Source organism: Alkalibacterium thalassium, assembly GCF_900101165.1.
Classification (GTDB): domain Bacteria; phylum Bacillota; class Bacilli; order Lactobacillales; family Carnobacteriaceae_A; genus Alkalibacterium; species Alkalibacterium indicireducens.
Window position 1 is genome coordinate 41,777 of sequence record NZ_FNFK01000001.1, and the last position, 21,663, is coordinate 63,439.

Sequence of the window (21,663 nt, forward strand, 5' to 3'; positions counted from 1 at the left end):
ATGTATAAAAATTTAATGGACCGTTTTCTAACTTATGTAAAAATCGATACACGTTCAGATGCTGAATCTACATCAGTACCTTCTACTCAGAAACAAGCGGATTTTGCTCGTGTACTGATGGCTGACCTAAAAGAAATCGGGATGAGCGATGTGGAATACAATGAGTCAAATGGATTCGTAACGGCTACATTGCCTGCGAATGCTGAAGATACAGGACCGGTCATCGGCTTCATAGCTCATATGGACACGGCTGACTTCAATTCAGAACATATCAATCCGCAGATCATTGAAAAATATGATGGTGAAACGATCGTACTTAATGAAGAGCAGGGTATTCGATTATCTCCGGACGATTTTCCTAATCTGAAAAATTATATTGGTCAAACTCTTATTACAACCGACGGGACGACATTACTTGGATCGGACGACAAGTCTGGTATTGTTGAAATCATGAGTATGGTTGAGTACTTTATTGCCAATCCCACGATCAAACATGGAAAAATTCGTGTGGCTTTCGGACCTGATGAAGAAATTGGTGTGGGAGCAGACCGATTCGATGTCGACCACTTTGGAGCGGATTTTGCGTATACAGTTGACGGCGGGCCTGTCGGGGAACTTGAGTATGAAAGTTTCAACGCAGCAGGAGCGAAAATAAGAATCAAAGGGAAAAACGTCCACCCGGGGACTGCTAAAGATAAGATGATCAACGCGCTTAAACTAGCTGTATCTTTTGATCAGGCATTACCTGAAAATGAAGTCCCTGAACGAACTGACGGTAGAGAAGGGTTCTTCCATCTTCTTGAAATCACGGGGACCGTGGATGAAGCCATGATGCAGTATATTATACGAGATCATGACCGGGAAGCTTTTGAAACTAAAAAAGAACAGATGTTGGCTGTTGCATCTAAGCTGAACGAAACATTTGATGAAGAGCGCGTTTCTGTTGAAATGAAAGATCAGTACTATAACATGCGCGAAGTCATTGAAAAAGACATGAGACCGGTTAAACTTGCTGATAAAGCAATGAATAATTTGGGAATCAGTCCTATCATCAAACCTATTCGTGGGGGAACAGACGGATCAAAGATTTCATTCATGGGTCTACCAACTCCAAATATTTTTGCTGGAGGAGAAAATTTCCATGGACGTTATGAATTCGTAGCTGTAGAGAGCATGATTAAAGCTACTGATGTATTGATTGAAATCGCAAAGCTTGCTGCAGCTGAATAATAAGAAAAGGGAAGAATGCTTAACCGGCCTTTCTTTCCTTTCTTCTTAACATTAAATCAATAGCTTAAGAGAGAGGAGCACATGAATGGGTCTTCAATTTATTCTGAGCAGACTGCAGACGGATAAGAAGAAAATACTTTTCGACCAGATGATGAATTGGATGGAGGATGAAGAGGCACAAGTTTTCTATCTAGTCCCGGATCATATGAAATTTGAATCGGAAATGGCTATTCTGGATCGTATAAAAGACAGTCATCCAGATAATGATCGTCATCTGGCAGGAATGATCAATCTGCAGGTGTTCAGTTTCAGTCGTCTGGCATGGTACTTTCTTCAGGACACGGCCTTATACAGTCATTCCCAGCTTACTGAAACAGGACTGACCATGCTGATGCGTCGACTTTTAAGAGAAAATGAGGAAGTCCTGACCATATTCAGAGGAGAAAGTCAGCAGCAGGGCTTTGTAGAAAAAACGACTGAACTGTTTATGGAATTGAGAAATGCTCGTGTAATGCCAGAAGATCTGACTAATATCAGTGGTCAGATCTTTGAAGGTGAGCCAGGCACTAGAGATTTCTTACTTAAACTCAAAGATATTACCCTGCTGTATGACTCTTTTCTCTCTCATCTTGAAGGAAAGTATATTGAAAAAGAGGATGTACTTGAAGCGCTGATTGAAGAAGTTAAAATAAGGGATCTTAGCCGTACCCACATCATCATTGATAACTTTCACCGCTTTTCGGCACAGGAGCAGGAGCTGGTCCTGCAGATGGTCGAACATGCAAAGGATGTAAAAGTTTCTTTGATTCTAGATAAAAAATATGCGGTGGAACCTCCAGAGATGACTAACTTTTTTTATCAGACTGGAATGACTTATTTCAGGCTTTACCAGGAAGCCAGAAATCGTCGTCTACAAGTATTGAATGATACTGTTGTAAAAGACAACAGTCGTGAGCGATGTGATGCACTGCAAAACTTTGAAGATTACTGGGTCAGCAGTTTCGATTTGTCACCTAAACGACGGTCGCACCCGTCAGCTGATTACAGCAGCTGTATAGAAATAAGAGAAGCAGAATCAAGACAAGCCGAAGTGTTGCACACGGCAACTACTATAAAACAGTTGGTTGCTGAGGGCAATTACCGCTATAAGGACATTCTTGTATGTGCTAGAACCCTTGAAGATTACAAAATGCTAATGGGTTCTACTTTTGCGGAAAATGACATCCCTCTATTTATTGACGAAGCAGATAAGATGTCCCATCATGCATTGGTAGAATGTATACAAAGTCTAGTAAATATCTATAAACGACATTACCGATATGAAGATGTCATGCGCTTTCTTAAAACTGAACTGTTCATTCCTGTGGAAGATGAACGGACTGTTCCTAAAGAAAAGAAAGACCGCCTATCTTTCTGGAGTTCTAAATCGGAAAACTGGCGACAATCCGTAGATACTCTTGAGAACGTCATGCTTGCTTATGGGTACGAAGGCAATGACTGGGTAAGAGATGAAGACTGGATCTATGCACGCTTTCATCTAGAAGAAATGGATGACCAGCTGGATGCAGACAAACGGATGCAGGAACAGGCAAATCAGGCGCGTTCAATCATTCGCTCAGCGTTTCTTCCGTTTTTCAAACAGCTGGATAGAGTTAAAACGAACCGAGAAGCTGTGCGTCTTATCTATCAGTTTCTTGAGCGGCACGGAATTGATCGTCAACTCCTATACTGGCGTGATCAGGCACTTGAGGATGGGGAGCTTGAAGATGCGAGAAAACACGAACAAGTCTGGCAGACCTTCATCCAGCTACTGGACGAGTTCGTCGATGTGCTTGGTGATGAATCCTGGGAAGTCGATACCTTTCTGTCAGTTCTAGAAACTGGATTTGAACAGGCAACATACGGCATTGTCCCTCCGAGCATCGATCAGGTCATGTTCACTCAGTTTGACAAATCACGGCTTAACTGCAAGAAATTAGTAGTCATCATGGGAATGACAGATACACAGCTGCCCTTGAATTCAGAAAATGACTCTATATTGACAGACGAAGACAGGGAACAACTTGGCGTGTTTCTCCCGGACGATAAATTTCTCATGCCATCCACAGCGGGAAGACTGGCTAACGAGCCTTTCACTGCCTATCTTGCCTTTCTTAATGCGTCGGATAAGTTGATCCTCAGTTATCCGATGAAGAATGACGGCTCTGGTGACAACCGACTGAGCCCTTACATCGAACGTCTTAACCGCCAGCTCGCTATACCGATTGACCGTAAATACACTGATGCTGGGGCCGTGACTGATGAGACAACTGATTTATCTCTTTCTTTTGTCGGATCCAGTCGTCAGACGATCGGTCAGCTCGTGACTATTTTAAGAGACCGTCTGGATCATAAGAATAATCCGCCTATTTTCTGGACTATTTTATTTCAGAAACTTCAGAAACAGTCTAACGAAGTTGAGAAGAATATTTTAAAGAGTCTGGAATATAGAAATATTCCTCGACGCCTGTCACCTGAACTGGCTGAAGAACTTTACGGGAAAGATCTGTATCTTTCTGTGTCACAGCTGGAAAGTTTTTATCTGGATCCGTACAGTCACTTTCTTCAGTACGGATTGAAACTGCGGGAGCGGGCTGTCCAGGAGCTGACTCCGGCAGAAACAGGAACATTTTTCCATGACGCTCTGGACAGTATTTTTAGGGCAATTATTACCAATGATTTGTCCTTTGATCAGCTGAACGAAGATGAACTGGAATCTGTGACGGAAGAGGTCCTTCAGGAACTGTATCAGAACAACAAGTTCAAACTGCTGTCTATGTCAAATCGGATGAAATTCATACGAAAACAACTGAGCCGTACCATCCAGCAGATGGTCAAGGCCTTGTCTAACCAGACCAGACGGACACAGATGAGACCAAGAAAGTCAGAGGTCCTATTTGGACGACTGGGGAGTCGAGAAGGGGTACCGGGGCTTAATTTCCCCCTTAATACTGGAGGAAATCTCTATGTACGCGGAAAAATCGACCGGCTTGATGCACTGGAACTGGACAATGAGTTGTATTTAAGTATCGTGGATTACAAATCCAGCAGAAAAGCACTGAAGTTCGATGAAATCTATCACGGGCTGATGATGCAGATGTTGACTTATCTTGATACAGCTGTTCATTACTCGGAAGATATTTTTGGTAAAAAGGCCAAGCCCGCAGGTGCATTTTATGCCCATGTCAATAACCCAATGCTTAAAGCCAGCGATCTGTTGAAAAAAGACTGGCTGGATGTCTGGCTGAAGTCATTTAAAATGGACGGGATCATTCTGAATGAGGACGAGCTGGTTGAAAAACTGGACCTGACTCTGCCTGAAAATAAATATTCCCTGGTCTATCCTCTTGAGTATGTCAAAACAAGAGACCAGATCAAAGGCAAGCTGATCACAATGGAGGATCTAGATCTGCTCTTCAGACATAACAGGGAGAAAATCAGAGAAGCAGGTAACCGGATCCTGGCAGGTGAAAATTCCTTGTCGCCTATTTACGACAAGAAAGAATTTACACCATCTGTTCGAGGCATCTATCAGTCGATTTCCCAGTTTGATGTTCTTCTACCGAACGGGCAGAATCAGTACCGGCAACTTGAACCCATCAGTGATCAGTCCGATCTGATCGATAAATTAAAATCTAAATACCTGGACTTGAGCGAGAGAGGAGCAGATGACAACTAATGGCAACTATTCCATCAAAGCCGGCTGATGCCCAATTTACGGATCATCAGTGGCAGGCAATTTATGATGAAGGCAAGAATATCCTGGTCTCTGCTTCTGCAGGGTCCGGAAAAACGACCGTCCTTGTGCAGCGAGTCATTGAAAAGATCAAAAACTTTACGGACATTAATGAACTGCTTGTCGTGACATATACTAATGCCGCAGCAAGAGAAATGAAAGAACGGATCCAGAAAGCCATTCAGAAGGAACTCAACGCTGAAACGGATCCTAAGAAAAAGCAGCATCTAATTCGTCAGATTCCTCTTTTAGGTCATGCAGACATTTCGACCTTGCATTCATTCTGTCTGAAAGTGATCAAACGCTACTATTATCTAATCGACTTCGATCCCGTCTTTCGACTGCTGACTGACGATACAGAAATTGCTCTCATGAAAGAAGATGTCTGGGAGGAACTGAGAGAGGAATTATACGGCGAAGAAGATTCTTTGTTTGAAGCACTGGCTCAGGCGTACTCAAATGACCGCAGTGATGACGGGCTGACTGATCTTATCTTCAAACTTTATGATTTTTCACGGTCCAAGACTGATTCAAAAGCGTGGCTCTCAGACTTGTCCAGCCGATATGAAATGGAAGGGGGCGACTTGTCCAGCAGTACCATTTTCCAGGAACTGGCCAAGCCTGCAATTCTGGATACGTTGGACACTGCTAAGGAACTTCTAAGCGATGCTCATCAGATGAGTAATGGCGATTTGTCACTTGATAAGACGGTTGAGCTGCTTGTGAATGACCTGGAGCTGGTCGAACGGGCTGAACAGGCTATCCATGAAGACCGTCTCAATGATGTATACAGTTTACTGAATGGCCCAATATTCCCAAGATGGAAAAATCCAGGCAAACATTCACCTGATGAAGTCAAGGAAGCCGCTAAGGAAATGAAAAGCTTCCGAGATAAAGCCAAATCCTTTGTCGTTTCCTTAAGAGACGACTATTTCCTATTATCACCCGATGAACAAGCGGAAACGATGAGTGCAGTAAAAGGACTCGTTGAAGAACTATCTCGTGTGGCAGTACTGTTTTACGACCGCTACCAGCAGCATAAAGCAGACAGAAAAGTGCTGGACTTTAACGATCTGGAGCATCTGACCCTGGCCATTCTTATTGATGCTGATGACGGACAGTCAGTACCTTCCGAAGCCTCCAGGCATTACCGCAGACAGTTTGCTGAAGTGATGGTCGATGAGTATCAGGATATCAACCTGATTCAGGAAACGATTTTGAAATGGCTGACTCGTTCATCTGACGATATCGGGAATCAGTTCATGGTGGGGGACGTCAAGCAGTCCATATACTCTTTCAGGCTAGCTGATCCTAGTCTTTTCATTGAGAAATACGAACGATACGAAAAAAGTCAGGATGGGGACCGGATCATTTTAGCTGAAAATTTCCGCTCACGTCCGGAAGTGCTTCAGTTTACCAATTTCATTTTCGAACAGTTGATGGACAAAAAAGTGGGCGAACTGGACTATGATGAATCGGCTAAACTGATCAACAGGTTTACTGCCTTTCCGGAATCGGATCGCTTCTCTGCCGATGTTCTGATATATGAAACAGAAGAAGAGGAATCTGAAGAAGATAGCGATTCTCTGGAGAGCGACAGTGTTTCGTTTCAGATGAACACAAAGACCAAAGGCGAAATATACATGGTTGCCGATAAAATTCTTGAAATGGTCGCTAGTGGATATGAGGTTTATGATAAAGAGCTGAAAGCCAACAGACCTGTGCAGTTCAGGGATATTGTGCTTCTCACACCAACAAAGAAAAATAATATTGATATTCAGGATATCTTTAAACAGCTTCAGATCCCGACAGCTGTGAATGATACTCAGAACTATTTCCAGACCACTGAGATAGCAATCATGATGTCACTGCTTAAGGTCATAGATAATCCGAAACAGGATATTCCGCTTGCTGCAGTTCTTCGCTCACCCATGGTCGGTCTTAACGAAGTCGACATGGCTCGCATCCGCATCGAAGATAAGCAGGGCACGTATTTTGAAGCGCTGCAGGCTTTTGTCAGTCGGACAAACTGGCAAGATGAAGCAAATATCAAATTGCAGGAGAAACTAATCCAGTTTTATCAGAAGCTTGAACACTGGCGGACTCAGTCCAAGCGAAAATCGTTGGTCGAACTGATCTGGATGATATACGAAGACACTGGTTTCCTGCATTATGTCGGAGGCATGAGTTCCGGCAGACAGAGAAAAGCCAATCTACATGCCCTATACGAACGTGCGGCTTCATATGAAAAAACGTCATTTAAGGGCTTGTTCCAGTTTATCCGATTTATCGAAAAGATGCAGAAAAAAGACAAAGATCTCGCTGAACCATCAGCCGTAACCGATGGGGAGGATGCGGTCAGAGTCATGACGATACATGCCAGTAAAGGGCTTGAATTTCCGATCGTATTTGTCATGGATATGTCCAAGCGATTCAACCTGATGGATATCAGAGGCTCTACCGTGCTTGATGAAGAATACGGGGTCGGATCAGAATATATCGACGTCACGAACCGGATCAAAACGCCGACTTTGCCGGAAACAGTTTTGAAAATGCAGAAGAAGAACCGGATTTTATCTGAACAGATGCGGGTCTTATATGTAGCTTTGACACGGGCTGAACAGAAACTGTTCCTGGTTGGATCCTACAAAAATAAAGAAACGGCTATCAGCAAATGGAACAAGGTGAGTGGGCATGCTCAAACTGTTCTGCCACCAGCATTAAGGCTTGATTCTCAGCATTTCATGGACTGGATTGGTCAATGCCTGATCAGGCACCAGAACATGGAAGCAGAAAGCGAAATCAAGTCCCAGAATAGATGGGTCCACACTTATGACACGTCGTTTACTGTCTCATTTTACCAGTCGACTGAACTCGAAGAGCATCTGATCAGCTATCAGAATGAAGAAAGCAGTAACTGGTTTGAGGACCTGAAACAAGGGAAAATGAAGGAGTCAGATAACGAGACAGTGAAAGCAGCTGTATCGCAGGCCCTTAGTCTAATGGCTTTTGAGTACCCATATGAGCTGGCTACTCAGACCACCAGTTACCAGTCCGTGTCCGAGATTAAACGCATGTTTGAAGAACCGGATGACGGACAGATGGTGAAAATTGATGTAACGAATCCTAGACAGTCCAACAGGTACGTTGAAGATGAACTGGAGCGGCCCAAGTTTCTACAGGAGGTATTGAAACCAAGCGGAGCAGAAATCGGTAAAGCCACCCATCTGGTACTGCAGGCTATTGACTTGAATGAATCGCTAACTGCTGATGATATAAAAGCTGAGGTAAATAAACTTGCTTCTGAAAAAGTCATCACTGAAGATATTGCTGAGCTAATACCTGTAGAAAAAATCGACCGATTTTTCCAGACAACATTTGGGCGCTATATATTAGGCCATGTTTCGTCAATGAAGAGGGAAGTGCCGTTCTCACTTCTCCTGGAAGCTAGAGATATTTTTCAGGATATGCAGGCAGTGGATGACAATGTACTGATTCACGGGATTATCGACGGCTATATTGAAGGGGAAGAAGGCCTCATTCTCTTTGACTATAAGACAGACAATGTTGAACGCTTCCAGGATAGAGCTGAAGAAGAAATGCTTAAAAAATATAAAGGTCAGCTCATGCTGTACAAGCAGGCACTGGAATCGATACTGAGAAAACCAGTACTCGAGACATACTTGGTTCTGCTGGATAATGGCCAGACGATTCAGGTGGACTAGTGAAGGGTTATGATTAAAGGGAAAGCAGCTGAATCAGCTGCTTTTTCTTATTAAATTTCTTTATGCGGCATGTTGATCTATAGCGCGTAGACGATAGAGACAGATTAATGTGGTTGCTTCGTAACTAGAGGTAAAAATTCGTTTGAGTGCCTGTGCTTGGACGATTGGACCGGAACTCAGAGTAATAAACCGTTTGAGTGCCATAGCCTGAGCGATTGCACCGGAACTCAGAGTAATAAACTGTTTGAATACCTGTGCTTACACGATTGCGCCGGAACTCAGAGTAATAAACCGTTTGAGTACCTGTGCTTGGACGATTGGACCGGAACTCAGAGTAATAAACCGTTTGAGTGCCATAGCCTGAGCGATTGCACCGGAACTCAGAACAGAAATCCATCTTAGTGACGTATTTCACACAAAAACCTCTCGAAGTCGTTCATAAGCGAACAACAACGAGAGGTTTTTCATTTTTTTTCATCTATTAATCAAAACTGTAGGTAGCACCTTCAGAGTAACGGTTACCGGCATTCCATAATAGGAACTCATCTACGCCATGTTCGTTCAATGCACGAATCTGTTCACTAACTTCATGAGCACCATAGGTCGTATACCATCCTGCACCAAGATAAGAAGCTGTAAAGTCCTGGATCCATGGACGGGAAACAGGGGCGCGATCCCCTAAGTTGTCGAGTACATCATTTTCGTATTCCATATAGCGGGAAATAACTTCATACGGTTCCAGATCCGGACGTTCGATCCCTAATGATCCTGCACCCCAGTGACTAGGGTAAATCATCGAAGAAATCACGTCGACATTCTCAGAAATTCTTGAAAAGTTCTGACCGATACCAGGAGTTTCTTCTCGCGTTGCAGCATAACCGAAGATATCTACAGATACATCGACATCGTAAGGCTGAAGTTCACGGCGAGCATAAGCTACGAATTCAGTTACAGCATCGACACGCTGCTTGACATTATCTAGATCGCTCTCTTCGTAATCGCCTCGAGAATAGTTCAGGTCTTCATCACGGTATTCAAATCCTTCAGGGAAGCGAACATAGTCGAACTGGATATCCTTAAAGCCAAGCTTAGCTGCCTGGCGGGCCACTTCAACATTATACTCCCAGACTTCACGTTCATATGGATTGACGAAGCTTTCTCCGCGGCGGTTAGCCCATACGGATCCGTCATCTTCAGTAAATGACAGATCAGGGCGTTCATTAGCCAGTCTGGAATCTTTAAATACGACAATACGTGCAATTGGGTAAATATCGTTTTCCTCTAGATGTTCCATCAAAGGTTCAGCTTCAACAATGTTATTAGTGAACTGATTGACGTATTCATGATCGGATTCTATCGGCATGACGATGTCGCCATGATCATCTTTGACATCAATAACCATACTGTTGAGTTCTGTTGAGTTGACTAAATCAGTCAATGTTTCCAGTCTGGATCCACCTGCAGAATGGGCAGTGACGAAAATACCTTTCACGCCGTCTTCTGGATAGTCGATATTTACTCCGCTGTCAAATTTGAACTGACGGGGGAAACTTTCCGGTACAGAAAGAAGGGGGTCTTGAGTATAGTTCAGGTAAGCTGTCTCGATATCTTCAGGCTGATCAACAGTATCATCTTCATCGGCTGAAACGACTGATGGGGAAAGAGAAGCAACTGCTAATAAGGCTGTAGAGTAAAATACATGTTTCTTTAAATTAAGTTTCATTAATCTGTTTCCTCGCTTTCTGATTGTTCAGGAGTGGCGGAGCGAATCAAGTCGGGATCCACTAGCTCATAATCGTTTTCTCTTAAGCCTTCAATAATTTGAGACGTGGCTTCAAGGGTCCAGCGACGGTCATGCATTAGCAAATTGGCTCCTGGTCTTAGCAGTTCGGTATTGACCATAATATTAGCAAGTGGCTCAGCTTCCATATAGCCGGATTCCCAGTCATAGCCATAGGTCCAGTTCATAAGGACCATCCCGTCTTCTCTAACAAGTTCCTTGACATGATCAGTATTCTGTCCAAATGGTGCACGGAAAAATCGAGGACGCTCTCCGATGATTTCCTCAATAAGGTCACTAGTCTTCATGATTTCCTCAGTCTGTTCATCTTCACTCAATGAAGGGAGGCTCTGATGGGTGTGTGTATGGTTCCCGATGGCAAATCCCATCTCGTGAATTTCTCTAAGCATCTCCTGGCCTTCTTCACTCTCAATAAACATTCCGTTAACGAAGAAGATCGCAGGAGCGTCATGTTCGACAAGCACTTCAGCAATGTCCACGGCGTAATTATCTGGTGCATCATCATAAGTAAGAAGGGCGACACGTTCGTTTGCTTCTTCGCCTTCAATCACTTGAATTGTAGCAATGTCATTTTCGTTGACTTCGTAAAGATATGAAGATTCTTCAGGTTCATCTATTGACACGTCTTCTTCATCATCTGAGTCTTCATTAGAGTGTTCATTCATATCAGCTTGACCTTCACTGGTTTCTCCAGAACTGTCTTCAACAGGTTCAGACTGCTCATCCGTATCGTATTCTGCATCTGAGGTATCACAGGCAGTCAATATAAGAGATGAGGCTAAAAATAGCGTAGCTAATGTTCGTTTCATAGTCTTCTTCTCCTTATTCATCCTCAGTCAATTGGTTATCAATAGATGTATGCAGCTGGTCTAAACTTTCACCAAAGTCTACCAGTGTCTCGTCAAGTACGAGCAGGTATTCTCTAAGTTCGTCATGTTCGTCATTAATTGATCGAATGCCGTCGACGAAGTCTTCATAAGTCGCGCCATTTTCAGATAAACTGACGAAATAGCTGTCTTGTGAAGAGAGGGCAGCCTGGTAATTTTCTCTATACTGGCTGAGCTGATCAGTAAAAGTATAGACGTCAGACATAACTGCATCGATTTCTGATTGATCCAGCAGTTCGCCTTCATAAGTATCGAGCGTTGACTGGTGTTCGCTCATTTCTTCTTCATGTGCTGCTATGTTTTCCAGCACAGCTTCTCTGGATTCAATATTTTCGAATACCGGGGAAGAGCCATCACCTAAAGTAGTCAACTCATCATCCGATTCAAGTGTTTCACTGAAACTATTCTGCAGATCAGTTTCCAGATCATATAAATGATTCAGTTCATCCGCAGTCTCTGTTCTTAATCGGTCCAGTTCCTGTGTGGCCTCCTGCATATCTTCTAAGTTCTCTCCATCATCGCACCCAGCTAAAAGTAAGGCCGTTGAGCTGACTGCTAAGTATGTCCATCGCTTTCGAATCATTTAGTGATCTCCTTTATTGTTTTAAATATATACGATTACTTTTCGAGTATATCAGACTTCTTTATCTAATTAAACTGTAATGGGTGTAATCGAGTTATACTGTTTCTTTGATGAAGTAAGGGATTGAGAGAATCTTTCAGTAAAGGTAGGTTTCATCGCAAAAATATTGTACAATATGAGAAAGTCTACTAAAGAAAAGAGGATTTTTATGATACTTTATTACACTTTGGCAGTTCTGATCATCGGACTGGACCAACTGACCAAGTATTTGACTGTTTCAACTATTCCATTTAGAGAAACAGTAGAATGGATACCAAATGTCCTGTCGCTTACTCATCATCGCAATACGGGAGCAGCCTGGGGTATACTTGAGGGCCAGATGCTGTTCTTTTACATCGTTACGGTTGTCGTTGTAGGTGTCGTCATTTATTATCTGCATACGTTAGGCAAGCAAGATATACTTATCGGCTTATCGCTAAGTATGATACTTGGAGGCGCAATTGGAAACTTCATCGACCGACTGATTCAACAGTATGTTGTTGATATGATCAAACTTGACTTCATCAATTTTCCGATCTTTAATATAGCAGATATTGCTTTATCAGTAGGAGTTGGACTGATGATCGTTTACCTTGTTATAGACGAGATTAGAAATCACAAGAAGAAAGTTGGACAATAGAATGACAGAAAGCTACACCTTTACTATTAAAAATGAATCAGGACGACTGGATAAGTTTCTGGCTGATCAGCTGCCGGATCATTCAAGATCTCAAATCCAAGGATGGATCAAGGATGAACAGGTTACCGTGAACAGTGAACCGTCAAAAGCAAATTATAAATTGCAGCAGGACGATGTTATTGCACTATCCATTCCTGAACCTGTAGAGATCGATGCACAGCCAGAAGACATAGCGATCGATATCGTGTATGAGGATAAAGATGTCGTTGTTATCAACAAACCTCAGGGAATGGTGGTTCATCCATCTCTGGGGCATGAAGGTGGTACTCTGGTCAATGCATTGCTTTATCATATTAAAGACTTATCAGGAATCAATGGAAAGATTAGACCCGGTATTGTCCACCGAATCGACAAAGATACATCTGGCCTTCTGATGGTCGCTAAAAATGATGTGGCTCACGAAAAACTGGCTGAACAGCTTCAAGAGAAGACTGCCGGACGTGAATACATCGGGCTCGTCCACGGGGTCATTCAAAATGACCGTGGAACGATCGATGCTCCGATCGGACGCGACCCTAAAAATCGTAAAAAATATAAAGTTGTCGAAAATGGAAAACCATCTGTAACTCATTTCGAAGTGATTGAACGGTTCAACGACTTTACTCTTTTAAAACTGAACCTGGAAACTGGTCGTACGCACCAGATTCGCGTACATCTGGAATATATCGGCTATCGCATGGCTGGCGATCCACTTTACGGACCAAGAAAAACGCTTGAAGGACCAGGACAGTTCCTGCACGCCGCCTCTTTGCAGTTTGTCCATCCGACTACAGGAGAAAGACTATCGTTTTCAGCTCCACTGCCAGAATCATTTGAAAAAACACTAGATCACATCAGAAGACTGTAGGGAAAGGAGACTATTCATGTCAAAAGTCGTATCAATTTTAGATGAAGTGGCCTTGAACAGGGCACTTACACGAATTTCCTACGAGATCATCGAGCGAAACAAAGGGATAGACAACGTTATTCTAGCAGGTATAAAAACAAGAGGAGTATATATCGCAAAAAGAATCGCCTCTAAAATCTCCGAGATTGAAGGACAGGATATTCCAGTTGGCGAACTGGATATCACCCTTTACCGTGATGATCGACATTTTCCAGAAGAAGTGGAAGATCCTGAAGTAAAAGGACAGATTTTTCCCGTTTCTGTTAAAGGAAAAGTAGTGATCCTGGTCGACGATGTCATTTATACCGGTCGAACGATTCGAGCGGCAATGGATGCTGTGATCGACCTGGGCCGTCCCGAAAAAATTATGGTCGCTTCTCTGACGGACAGAGGACACAGAGAAATTCCGATCAAAGCTGATTATATTGGAAAGAATATTCCCACATCTAAATCAGAGCAGGTTAAAGTATCAATGAAGGAGATCGACGGCAAAGATGCCGTAGAAATTATCAAACCTAATTAAAAAAGAGGGTTGTACAATAAACATTAAAGACCGAGTGATCACATCAAGTAGTCACTCGGTCTTTCCTATGCTTTTAGTGAGCGTACAGCTTCTGCACTTGGTGTGACAAAATACGTGCTCTGACCCTCATAAATGACGTAACCTGGTTTAGCACCATTCGGTTTTTTTATCTGGCGAACCTGAACGACATCTACTGGAACAGAAGAAGACAGACGATACTTACTGTAATAAGCGGCCAACATACAAGCTTCTTCAATGGTCTTTTCACTAGGTTCACTGTCTTCAATAATGACATGAGAACCTGGGATGTCTTTAGCATGAGCCCACCAATAAGATTTTTTCGCTTTTTTCAGTGTCAGTTCATCATTCTGTGTATTATTCTTTCCAACAAGAATTGATGTCCCATCGGAAGACATGAAAGCTTCAGGTTTTGACTTCTTCGGTTTCATCTTCTTACTGCTGCGTTTCTTCAAATACCCACCATCACGCAGTTCCTGTCTGATGTCATCCAAGTCAGAAATAGAAGCAATAGACAGCTGGGTGAGCAGTGTATCAAAATAAGCCATTTCTGCTTTCGTGGAAGCAATCTGTTGAGCCAGGTGAACCTTGGCATTCTTTAACTTCTGATATTTAGAGAAATATTTCTGTGCGTTTTCTGCTGGTGTCTTCTGAGGATCCAGCTGAATCGAGATCATCTGATTTTCTTCATAAAAATTAGGCAAATCGATCTTCTCCTGCCCCTTTTTCACCTCGTGAAGATAGGCAGTCAGCACTTCACCTTTAACACGTAGTTGATCAGCTTTTTCAGTTTCCTTTAACTCTTTTTCAAGTTTTTTCAGTTTTTTCTCGTTCTTTTGATAAAATGTACTGACGAGTTGAGTCAGGTCATTAGCCTGCTGATTGACCCTGTCCCGCTCACTCTTATCCTGGAAATAACGGTCCATCAAGCTACTCAGGGAATCATAACTAATACGCTCTCCTTCAATTGAATGGTAGTCAAAAGGGGTGAAGGTCTCCTTATTGCCATTCTTAATCAATGTCGGTTGAATACGTTCAGGACTGAACATCTGCATGAACTGCTGATAAACTGTTTCAGGAGAATCTTCTGTTTGAGTTTCTATACGGTGGACAAGTTCTACTGCCGAATCTTTACCGAATCCTTGCAAGGTTGACTGGACCCATTTGATCTTATCTTTAGTATTCAAATCTGATACAGGGAAGGGACCATCATAATTAAAGGGGTTATACTTTTGCTGATCGGGTGCCGGTCGGTACTCAGCGCCAGGCAGCAGAGTCCGGTAAGTATTCTGGCTGGCCGGTACATGTCTGATTGCGTCAATCAGCTTGTTATCCGGTGTATTGACCAGCAGGATGTTACTGTGACGCCCCATTATTTCAACAATAAGAGAAAGGTGTTCCATATCCCCAAGTTCATTTCTGCTCTTGAATGAGAAGACTAGCTGACGATCATTTTCTTTCTGAGTAATTGATTCGATAACTGCACCATCTAGGTATTTCCTTAAAATCATGCAATAGTGAGGAGGGCTGTCAGGATTCTCAAAAGGAATCGTTGTCAGCTGAACACGGGCATACTGCGGATGGGCCGACAATAGAAGGGACACGTTTTTTCGGTTTGCTCTAATTTTTAGAATAACTTCATTTTCATATGGCTGCTGTATTTTAGAAATACGGCCTCCCTCACATATTTCTTTCAGTTCATCCGTGAGGGCATGGACAAATAACCCGTCAAAAGACATTAAAAAAACTCCTTTCATCGTACAAAGTCTTCTATAGTATAGCACTTTTTCCGATACATCAACAATTCTATTAAAAAGATTGCTGAATAGAATAAGGCGTGGTATAGTTGACGTGTACAATTGTTCACAGCTTGTCATATAAAGAGAGGGGTAATTGAATGGAATCACCAGGCAATACAGATGCGCTGCTAGAAAAGGTCACAGAGATGAATCAGCTTTACAAGCAGGTAGCTGAACTGATGCTTCATGAACATGGTCTGTCAAGCTCGGCAATAAATCTGATCAAACTGATCGGCAACGATGAGTGCACGCTAAAAGACATTACTCAGAAAAGCCGGCTGGATAAATCAACAGTCAGTCGACAGATGAATGCACTTGTCAAAAAGGAATTTGTGACTAAAACCACTGGAGAAGACAAACGATATGCTTACTTCACACTAACTGATAAAGCCCTGGATGTATTCTCCAATTATCATAAACATCTTGAAGAGAAGTTTGAGTCCATTCTTTCCGGCTGGACTGAAGAAGAGGTCCATATGCTGACAGTTCTGATCGGGAGGTTGAACCGGAGCATGACCAACCGCATATAATAGAATAGGTAAGAGAGGAGGAAAACGAATGCTAACAAACAAGAAAATGTCTAAACCCCATCGTATCGCCTTACTGGGGATTCTTACTGCAATCATACTGATTCAGAACTTTGTGCCGTTTCTGGGGAATATTCCAATTCCACCACTCAATCCGACAATCATACATATCACAGTCATCGTTGCAACGTTGACTATGAGTACGACGGACGGAATCATTATCGGTGCAGTTTGGGGAATCACTCGAATGATACGTGCCTATACTATGCCGGCAACGCCTCTGGATCTTTTACTTTGGACGCATCCAATGATCGCTCTTGTTCCTAGAATGCTGATTGGACTCTTTACTGGTCTGTCTTATCGTCTGTCACACAGACTGTTTCCAAAGAAAGATAAAATGGCACTCGCCAGTGCGTCGGTCGTAGGATCTTTTACAAATACAATTTTTGTCCTGTTTTTCATCTATCTCTTTTTTGGAGAAGCTTATGCTCAGGCAATCGATGTAGACATCAGCAATCTGGCTGGAGCTTTGGCAATCATAGTAGGAACGAATGGGGTAGCAGAAGCTATTGCAGCTGCTATCATTGCTCCTCTAGTTACGATTCCACTTAGAAAGATTACGATGAAAAAATAATTACTGATAAATGACTCTTCATCTGGCGCTTCTCCTTTTACTACTAAGGAAAAGCAGGCTGATGAAGAGTTTTCTATTTAAATACTAAGTGTTATTGTTTTCAATGTAATGGAAAGCCAATGTGACAACTCAAATAAAAATCCGGAAACTGATTATGGTGGATTGTTTGGATTTGGAAAACTGAATGGAGACTACCCAGGTGGTCAGGCAGAGTTTCTTCGTGTGCCTTATGCGGATCAGAATTCCTTCAAAATACCTGACCAGTCAGTGCCGGACGAAAAAGTACTCTTCTTATCGGATATTGTTCCTACAGCTTACTGGAGTGTACTTGACTCCAGGGTCAAACTTCCCAATCAACAACATCTTCGCCAGAAACATCACATTGAAGACAGGTCAGACGCCCGTGCCTCATTTCATGCCAAAACTCTATGACATGATAATGAAAGGTGACATTGATCCCAGTGACATCATCACGCATGTCATGCCAATGGAACAAGCGTCTACTGCCTATGATCTGTTCGACAAAAAAGAAGACAACAACATTAAATTTGTCCTGAAACCATAATCCGGTCAGGCCCAGCCCGCTCTGCGAGGGAACTCACCTCTCAGAAAGGGTTTTTTATACTAGTTATGCTTAACTAACTAAAATATAGTATAGATAAAGGTGTTGAAGTGTACAGGTTTATTCCCTCTTATTATTACATAATTCGCTATTTTTTATAAAACTAAGTCATTTGATACCCTTTTGTCGGTTTTGTATCTGATTTGTCATGTCCTGATTCTATTCGTTGTGCTACACTTTTTAACAGTGGTATAATTTACTTAATATCATCAACTACTTCTTATGGAGGCAACTGAAATATGAAACAGACACGGACAAATAGAAAGAATAATACACCAAATACACCAAAAGGGCCTAAGAATAATACACCTGAAAAAATCTATTACGGAATCATAGCTGTATTGCTGGTCGTGCTGATTGGCATCATGGCATTTATTTTCATGAACAGGGAATCTGCGGTCGATTTTGATGCTGATAACGGCACACCTGATTCTGAATTCCTTACTGATACTGAAGACGAAGATGAAGTCGACGTAGAGGAAGAACCTGCCGAAGAAGATCAGAATAATAATGGTGAAGAAGAAGCCAGTGATACTGATGAAGAACCCGTCGATGATTCTGACGATGAGACTGCTGAAGATACAGAAGTAGACTCAGAGGAAGAAGAAGAGAATACATCGGATGAAACCAGCTATGAAGTTACTGAAAATGCACCGCTTGATGAAACTCACAATACGAACTACAGTGAAGGGTCAAGCGACCGTGTAGCAATCGCCAATGCTGTATCATCAGTGACTGGGCTGAACCAGAGTGATATGATCACCTGGCGTGTAGGGAACAACGGTCCTGGACAAGTCTTTGCAGTCATGTCCGACAGCGGACGCAATGATGTGTATCGTGTGCTCCTTCAGTTCGGAGACGGACAGTGGCATGTAACTAGTGTTGAGGAACTTGCGGAAGTCCCTGCAGAATTCAGATAAGTTCTACCTGTTAATTATATCGATTACGACCTGCCTGATGAACGGGCAGGTTTTTTTGCTCATAAACATAAGGGAACAGACGCATTTTTTTCGTTTTCATCCGCCTAACATGTTAAAATGATATAAAAGAATAGGAGGCGCCTATGAAATTTTCAGACAATAAATACAATATGATTCAAGACATCCTTGAGAAAACCGAAGCTGAAATTGAAAAAATGAACCCTGTCAATATTCTGATTGCCGGAAAAACAGGAGTTGGAAAGAGTACCTTGATCAACAGTGTGTTCAGGGAAAACCTTGCAGATACCGGAATAGGGAAGCCTGTTACTAAACATTTAAGGCGTATATCTAAAGAAGGCATCCCAATTGCTCTGTATGACACCAGAGGGCTCGAATTGAACCCGAAAGTTCAAAAAGATATAAAGAACGAAATTTTCGATCTAGTTGAACAGAATAAGCAGACCAGAGATGCTGTTCATGTCGTCTACTACTGCATTCAGGCTAATTCATCACGAATAGAGGAGACGGAAATCGACTTGATCAAAGAAATTTCCTCTGTTCTTCCAGTCATACTGGTTCTGACCCAATCGATCGGTAAGCCTGCTGAAGAGTTCAACGCGTACCTGGAGAATCTCAATCTTCCAGTAGCCGCTGTTCAGAACATTATGGCTGAACCTTATGAAATTACAGAAGATTATGTTATTCCTGCATTTGGTCTAAAAGAACTGATCGACAAGACTCTTCAACTGATACCGAAAGAGGTACATGATGCTTTTATGAACGCCCAGCACGCTGATATCGAGCGCAAAGCTAAAGCGGCCAGACGTTGGGCTTCCCGTTATGTGGCGACTACATTTGGAGTCGGTTTCGCACCGATCCCGTTTTCAGATGCCTCTGTACTGATTCCCATGCAAGTCACTTTACTCGCTCACATTACAGCTATATTCGGGATTTCAATGGATAAGTCGACCATAGTTAGTCTGATTGCTGCTGTAGGAGGCACCGGTTCAGCTACTATGATCGGGAAAACCATTGTCGCGAATGCATTTAAGTTCATTCCAGGAGCGGGTACCCTTATAGGTGGACTGATCAGCGGGACGACCGCTTCGATCGTGACAAGTGCTCTCGGACTTAGCTACATCGAAGTATTGAGTATTATTGCTACGAAAGAGCGGGAAGGCGAAAGCATTGACTTAGGATTGATCGAACGGCTTATGCGCACTCAGTTTAAGAAAAACATAAAGTTGAATCGTAAGGAACTAAAGACGAAAGATCTCGAGTTTGAAGGGGATGATGCGTTGAATGATGCCCACAAGACCTACCAAGAGATGGAAGAAGACACTAGACGTCCAAGCAAAGCTCAGAAAACAAGCCGTGCCCTTTCAAAATTTATCAGCCGGCACAATCCTTTTAACAAAAATAAATAGGTTAATACGTTGTCCTGATAGGCTTAGTTTCCCCTATCAGGCTTTTTTGTGAAAAATCGACTTTATAATAATTTACTTTTAAACAATCTTGCGTTCTGCAATCAAGCCTATTTTGTAGAATAATTAAATTAGTTGCTATAGACAATTTCATAGGTGCAACTATGCTTGTTAGGAAAATTGGAATAAGAATATAAAGATTAACAACCGGTTTTAAAATTGGAATAGCTCTGGAATAATATTTTTTTAGAGAGGACTATACCAAGCAAGTAACATATGAACAATCTGGTAAGAAACGAAAACAGGCAAGATCAATAATTCAATATAAGCGTTATTTCAATGTCGATCATTCCACTGATCCTGATTTACCTGTTCTTATCTATGCACATCATCGTCGTCGTGACTGGTGGTGGAGTGAAAATGTAAGCTGAAAATTTTAGCTCATCAATCACTTTCTTTCCATTATGAATACCCTATCCTCTTCAACACGCTGACTTGAAGGGGATAGGGTATTTTTAGTATGCAAGAGCATAGATTTCTTGCTGCAGGAGATCCAGCTTAATCACGTGAATTCAGATACTCGGTAGATTTCATCTTAAGAATACGATAAAAGTGGCATCTAAAGTTGTGTAGCGACAGTTTCTGCCATTTACGTCTAATTAAACTGCGCTTAGAGACAATAATAGTGACACTTTATAAAGTTACGACATGATGGATCTATAACTAGAAAGAATCTAACGTCAAGTTATCTGGTGAGAAAAATATAAGCTGCAGCTAGAAAGCCTTTAGTGACAGTTTTCTTGTTGTCTACGAAATAAACTACAGCTATAAGGCTGTTAGTGACATCTCCTTAAGTTTTTAAAGAATAAAATGTAACTAGACAGCGTCTAGTTATACCTTATCAAAAAGAAAGTATGTAAAGTCAAACTAGAAACAGCTTAATGACAGATCTTCAGATAAATTAATAGAAAAAATGAGCTTAGATCATATTAGAATGATCTAAGCTGGACGATACGTAAGGCTATTATAATCAATTGGAAGATTCGTCTCCACGCAAGTGATGGGCGAGTCCTTTCAGGAAATTACGTGCATACCGGTCGCCGCACTCTTTGTAGTTCCGGTGACCTTCTTTCCTTAAAACAGCACTTAATTCACTATTTGAGATGTGGACACCAGTGTCGTCTAAGATGTCCAGTATATCATCACTGGTGAGTGTAAGAGCTATTTTGACTTTCTTTATCAGGACGTTATTTACATCTTTATCGTGCTTGATAAGTCTGGTCTGTTTAACCGGCTCACCAGTAGCAGTGACTTGTTGTCCACGCTTAAACACAATCAGTCCATTTAGAAATGATTCGAATAGCTGGTTGCTACATTCTTTAGCATAGGTGTTCTCGGTAAAGTCATCTTCTTCATCGGAGGTAGCTTCAGAAGACTCGACTTTCTTCAATAGCAGCTGAACCTCTTCCAAGGATAAATCTTGATGGCCTAATTTGAATATTTCCTGAGTTTCTTCATCTTTTAAATCCAGTGCGTACCTTAATCGTAATAGACGATCATTATTGTTCAT

15 protein-coding genes and 1 pseudogene are annotated in these 21,663 nt (G+C 42.2%); 11 read left to right on the forward strand and 5 right to left on the reverse strand.

Going from position 1 to position 21,663, the window contains the following annotated elements; translation table 11 throughout:
- The 3 genes from pepT (at position 1) to addA (ending at position 8,730) form a co-directional block, all read left to right on the forward strand.
- Positions 1–1,230, forward strand: a complete 1,230-nt coding sequence (gene pepT, locus BLR76_RS00200) for a peptidase T (protein WP_091264000.1) — start codon at positions 1–3, stop codon at positions 1,228–1,230.
- Positions 1,231–1,315: 85 nt separating this feature from the next.
- Complete coding sequence (locus BLR76_RS00205; RefSeq protein WP_091264001.1) at positions 1,316–4,948, forward strand: PD-(D/E)XK nuclease family protein; 3,633 nt, start codon at positions 1,316–1,318, stop codon at positions 4,946–4,948.
- Positions 4,948–8,730, forward strand: a complete 3,783-nt coding sequence (addA, locus tag BLR76_RS00210; RefSeq protein WP_091264003.1) for a helicase-exonuclease AddAB subunit AddA — start codon at positions 4,948–4,950, stop codon at positions 8,728–8,730. The genes BLR76_RS00205 and addA overlap by 1 nt, the downstream gene beginning before the upstream one ends.
- A 481-nt stretch (positions 8,731–9,211) precedes the next feature.
- Here the strand turns inward: addA and BLR76_RS00215 are convergent, their stop codons facing one another.
- Genes BLR76_RS00215 through BLR76_RS00225 form a run of 3 tightly spaced genes read right to left on the reverse strand, consistent with a single transcriptional unit; the run spans position 9,212 to position 12,001 of the window.
- Positions 9,212–10,453 (reverse strand): putative glycoside hydrolase, encoded by a 1,242-nt coding sequence (locus tag BLR76_RS00215; protein WP_091264006.1) that lies wholly within the window; start codon positions 10,451–10,453, stop codon positions 9,212–9,214.
- Positions 10,453–11,340, reverse strand: a complete 888-nt coding sequence (locus BLR76_RS00220) for a polysaccharide deacetylase family protein (protein ID WP_091264008.1) — start codon at positions 11,338–11,340, stop codon at positions 10,453–10,455. The genes BLR76_RS00215 and BLR76_RS00220 overlap by 1 nt, the downstream gene beginning before the upstream one ends.
- Before the next feature lie 13 nt (positions 11,341–11,353).
- Complete coding sequence (locus tag BLR76_RS00225; protein ID WP_091264011.1) at positions 11,354–12,001, reverse strand: YkyA family protein; 648 nt, start codon at positions 11,999–12,001, stop codon at positions 11,354–11,356.
- 208 nt (positions 12,002–12,209) lie between these two features.
- On the opposite strand from BLR76_RS00225, the gene lspA reads away from it, so the two are divergent.
- The 3 genes from lspA to pyrR are packed head-to-tail and all read left to right on the forward strand — an operon-like array spanning position 12,210 to position 14,149.
- The gene (gene lspA / locus BLR76_RS00230) at positions 12,210–12,680 is read left to right on the forward strand and encodes a signal peptidase II (protein ID WP_091264015.1); all 471 of its coding nucleotides are present in this window, start codon (positions 12,210–12,212) and stop codon (positions 12,678–12,680) included.
- 1 nt (position 12,681) lies between these two features.
- A complete protein-coding gene (locus BLR76_RS00235) occupies positions 12,682–13,587 on the forward strand; it encodes an RluA family pseudouridine synthase (RefSeq protein ID WP_091264017.1) in 906 nt (301 codons plus the stop codon).
- A 16-nt stretch (positions 13,588–13,603) separates the two neighbouring features.
- The gene (gene pyrR / locus BLR76_RS00240; protein ID WP_091264020.1) at positions 13,604–14,149 is read left to right on the forward strand and encodes a bifunctional pyr operon transcriptional regulator/uracil phosphoribosyltransferase PyrR; all 546 of its coding nucleotides are present in this window, start codon (positions 13,604–13,606) and stop codon (positions 14,147–14,149) included.
- A 65-nt stretch (positions 14,150–14,214) separates the two neighbouring features.
- Here pyrR and BLR76_RS00245 read toward each other — a convergent pair whose 3' ends face one another.
- Positions 14,215–15,906: an NFACT RNA binding domain-containing protein gene (locus BLR76_RS00245; RefSeq protein WP_091264022.1), complete on the reverse strand. Its 1,692-nt coding sequence runs from the start codon at positions 15,904–15,906 to the stop codon at positions 14,215–14,217.
- Positions 15,907–16,064: 158 nt separating this feature from the next.
- Between BLR76_RS00245 and BLR76_RS00250 the strand changes: the two genes are divergently transcribed.
- From BLR76_RS00250 to BLR76_RS00270, 5 genes and pseudogenes are all read left to right on the forward strand, one after another.
- On the forward strand, positions 16,065–16,496 hold the full coding sequence (locus BLR76_RS00250; RefSeq protein WP_091264024.1) for a MarR family winged helix-turn-helix transcriptional regulator: 432 nt from the start codon (positions 16,065–16,067) through the stop codon (positions 16,494–16,496).
- Between the two features lie 28 nt (positions 16,497–16,524).
- Positions 16,525–17,127, forward strand: a complete 603-nt coding sequence (locus BLR76_RS00255) for an ECF transporter S component (RefSeq protein ID WP_245682983.1) — start codon at positions 16,525–16,527, stop codon at positions 17,125–17,127.
- A gap of 102 nt (positions 17,128–17,229) precedes the next feature.
- Positions 17,230–17,692, forward strand: a pseudogene (locus BLR76_RS00260) (MDR/zinc-dependent alcohol dehydrogenase-like family protein); the annotation flags it as partial.
- A gap of 296 nt (positions 17,693–17,988) precedes the next feature.
- Entirely contained in the window at positions 17,989–18,669 is a 681-nt protein-coding gene (locus tag BLR76_RS00265; RefSeq protein WP_091264027.1) for a YrrS family protein, read from the forward strand.
- Positions 18,670–18,812: 143 nt separating this feature from the next.
- Entirely contained in the window at positions 18,813–20,096 is a 1,284-nt protein-coding gene (locus BLR76_RS00270) for a YcjF family protein (protein WP_091264030.1), read from the forward strand.
- A 1,027-nt stretch (positions 20,097–21,123) separates the two neighbouring features.
- Here the strand turns inward: BLR76_RS00270 and BLR76_RS00275 are convergent.
- The gene (locus BLR76_RS00275; RefSeq protein WP_091264032.1) at positions 21,124–21,663 is read right to left on the reverse strand and encodes a YehS family protein; all 540 of its coding nucleotides are present in this window, start codon (positions 21,661–21,663) and stop codon (positions 21,124–21,126) included.

Bases quoted from the DNA above. Each gene is read 5' to 3' on its own strand.
- BLR76_RS00270 (WP_091264030.1), top strand. From the start codon at position 18,813: ATGAAATTTTCAGACAATAAATACAATATGATTCAAGACATCCTTGAG.
- lspA (WP_091264015.1), top strand. From the start codon at position 12,210: ATGATACTTTATTACACTTTGGCAGTTCTGATCATCGGACTGGACCAA.
- BLR76_RS00220 (WP_091264008.1), bottom strand. From the start codon at position 11,340: ATGAAACGAACATTAGCTACGCTATTTTTAGCCTCATCTCTTATATTG.
- BLR76_RS00245 (WP_091264022.1), bottom strand. From the start codon at position 15,906: ATGTCTTTTGACGGGTTATTTGTCCATGCCCTCACGGATGAACTGAAA.
- pyrR (WP_091264020.1), top strand. From the start codon at position 13,604: ATGTCAAAAGTCGTATCAATTTTAGATGAAGTGGCCTTGAACAGGGCA.
- BLR76_RS00250 (WP_091264024.1), top strand. From the start codon at position 16,065: ATGGAATCACCAGGCAATACAGATGCGCTGCTAGAAAAGGTCACAGAG.
- BLR76_RS00215 (WP_091264006.1), bottom strand. From the start codon at position 10,453: ATGAAACTTAATTTAAAGAAACATGTATTTTACTCTACAGCCTTATTA.
- BLR76_RS00265 (WP_091264027.1), top strand. From the start codon at position 17,989: ATGAAACAGACACGGACAAATAGAAAGAATAATACACCAAATACACCA.
- BLR76_RS00255 (WP_245682983.1), top strand. From the start codon at position 16,525: ATGCTAACAAACAAGAAAATGTCTAAACCCCATCGTATCGCCTTACTG.
- BLR76_RS00235 (WP_091264017.1), top strand. From the start codon at position 12,682: ATGACAGAAAGCTACACCTTTACTATTAAAAATGAATCAGGACGACTG.
- BLR76_RS00225 (WP_091264011.1), bottom strand. From the start codon at position 12,001: ATGATTCGAAAGCGATGGACATACTTAGCAGTCAGCTCAACGGCCTTA.
- pepT (WP_091264000.1), top strand. From the start codon at position 1: ATGTATAAAAATTTAATGGACCGTTTTCTAACTTATGTAAAAATCGAT.
- BLR76_RS00205 (WP_091264001.1), top strand. From the start codon at position 1,316: ATGGGTCTTCAATTTATTCTGAGCAGACTGCAGACGGATAAGAAGAAA.
- addA (WP_091264003.1), top strand. From the start codon at position 4,948: ATGGCAACTATTCCATCAAAGCCGGCTGATGCCCAATTTACGGATCAT.
- BLR76_RS00275 (WP_091264032.1), bottom strand. From the start codon at position 21,663: ATGAACAATAATGATCGTCTATTACGATTAAGGTACGCACTGGATTTA.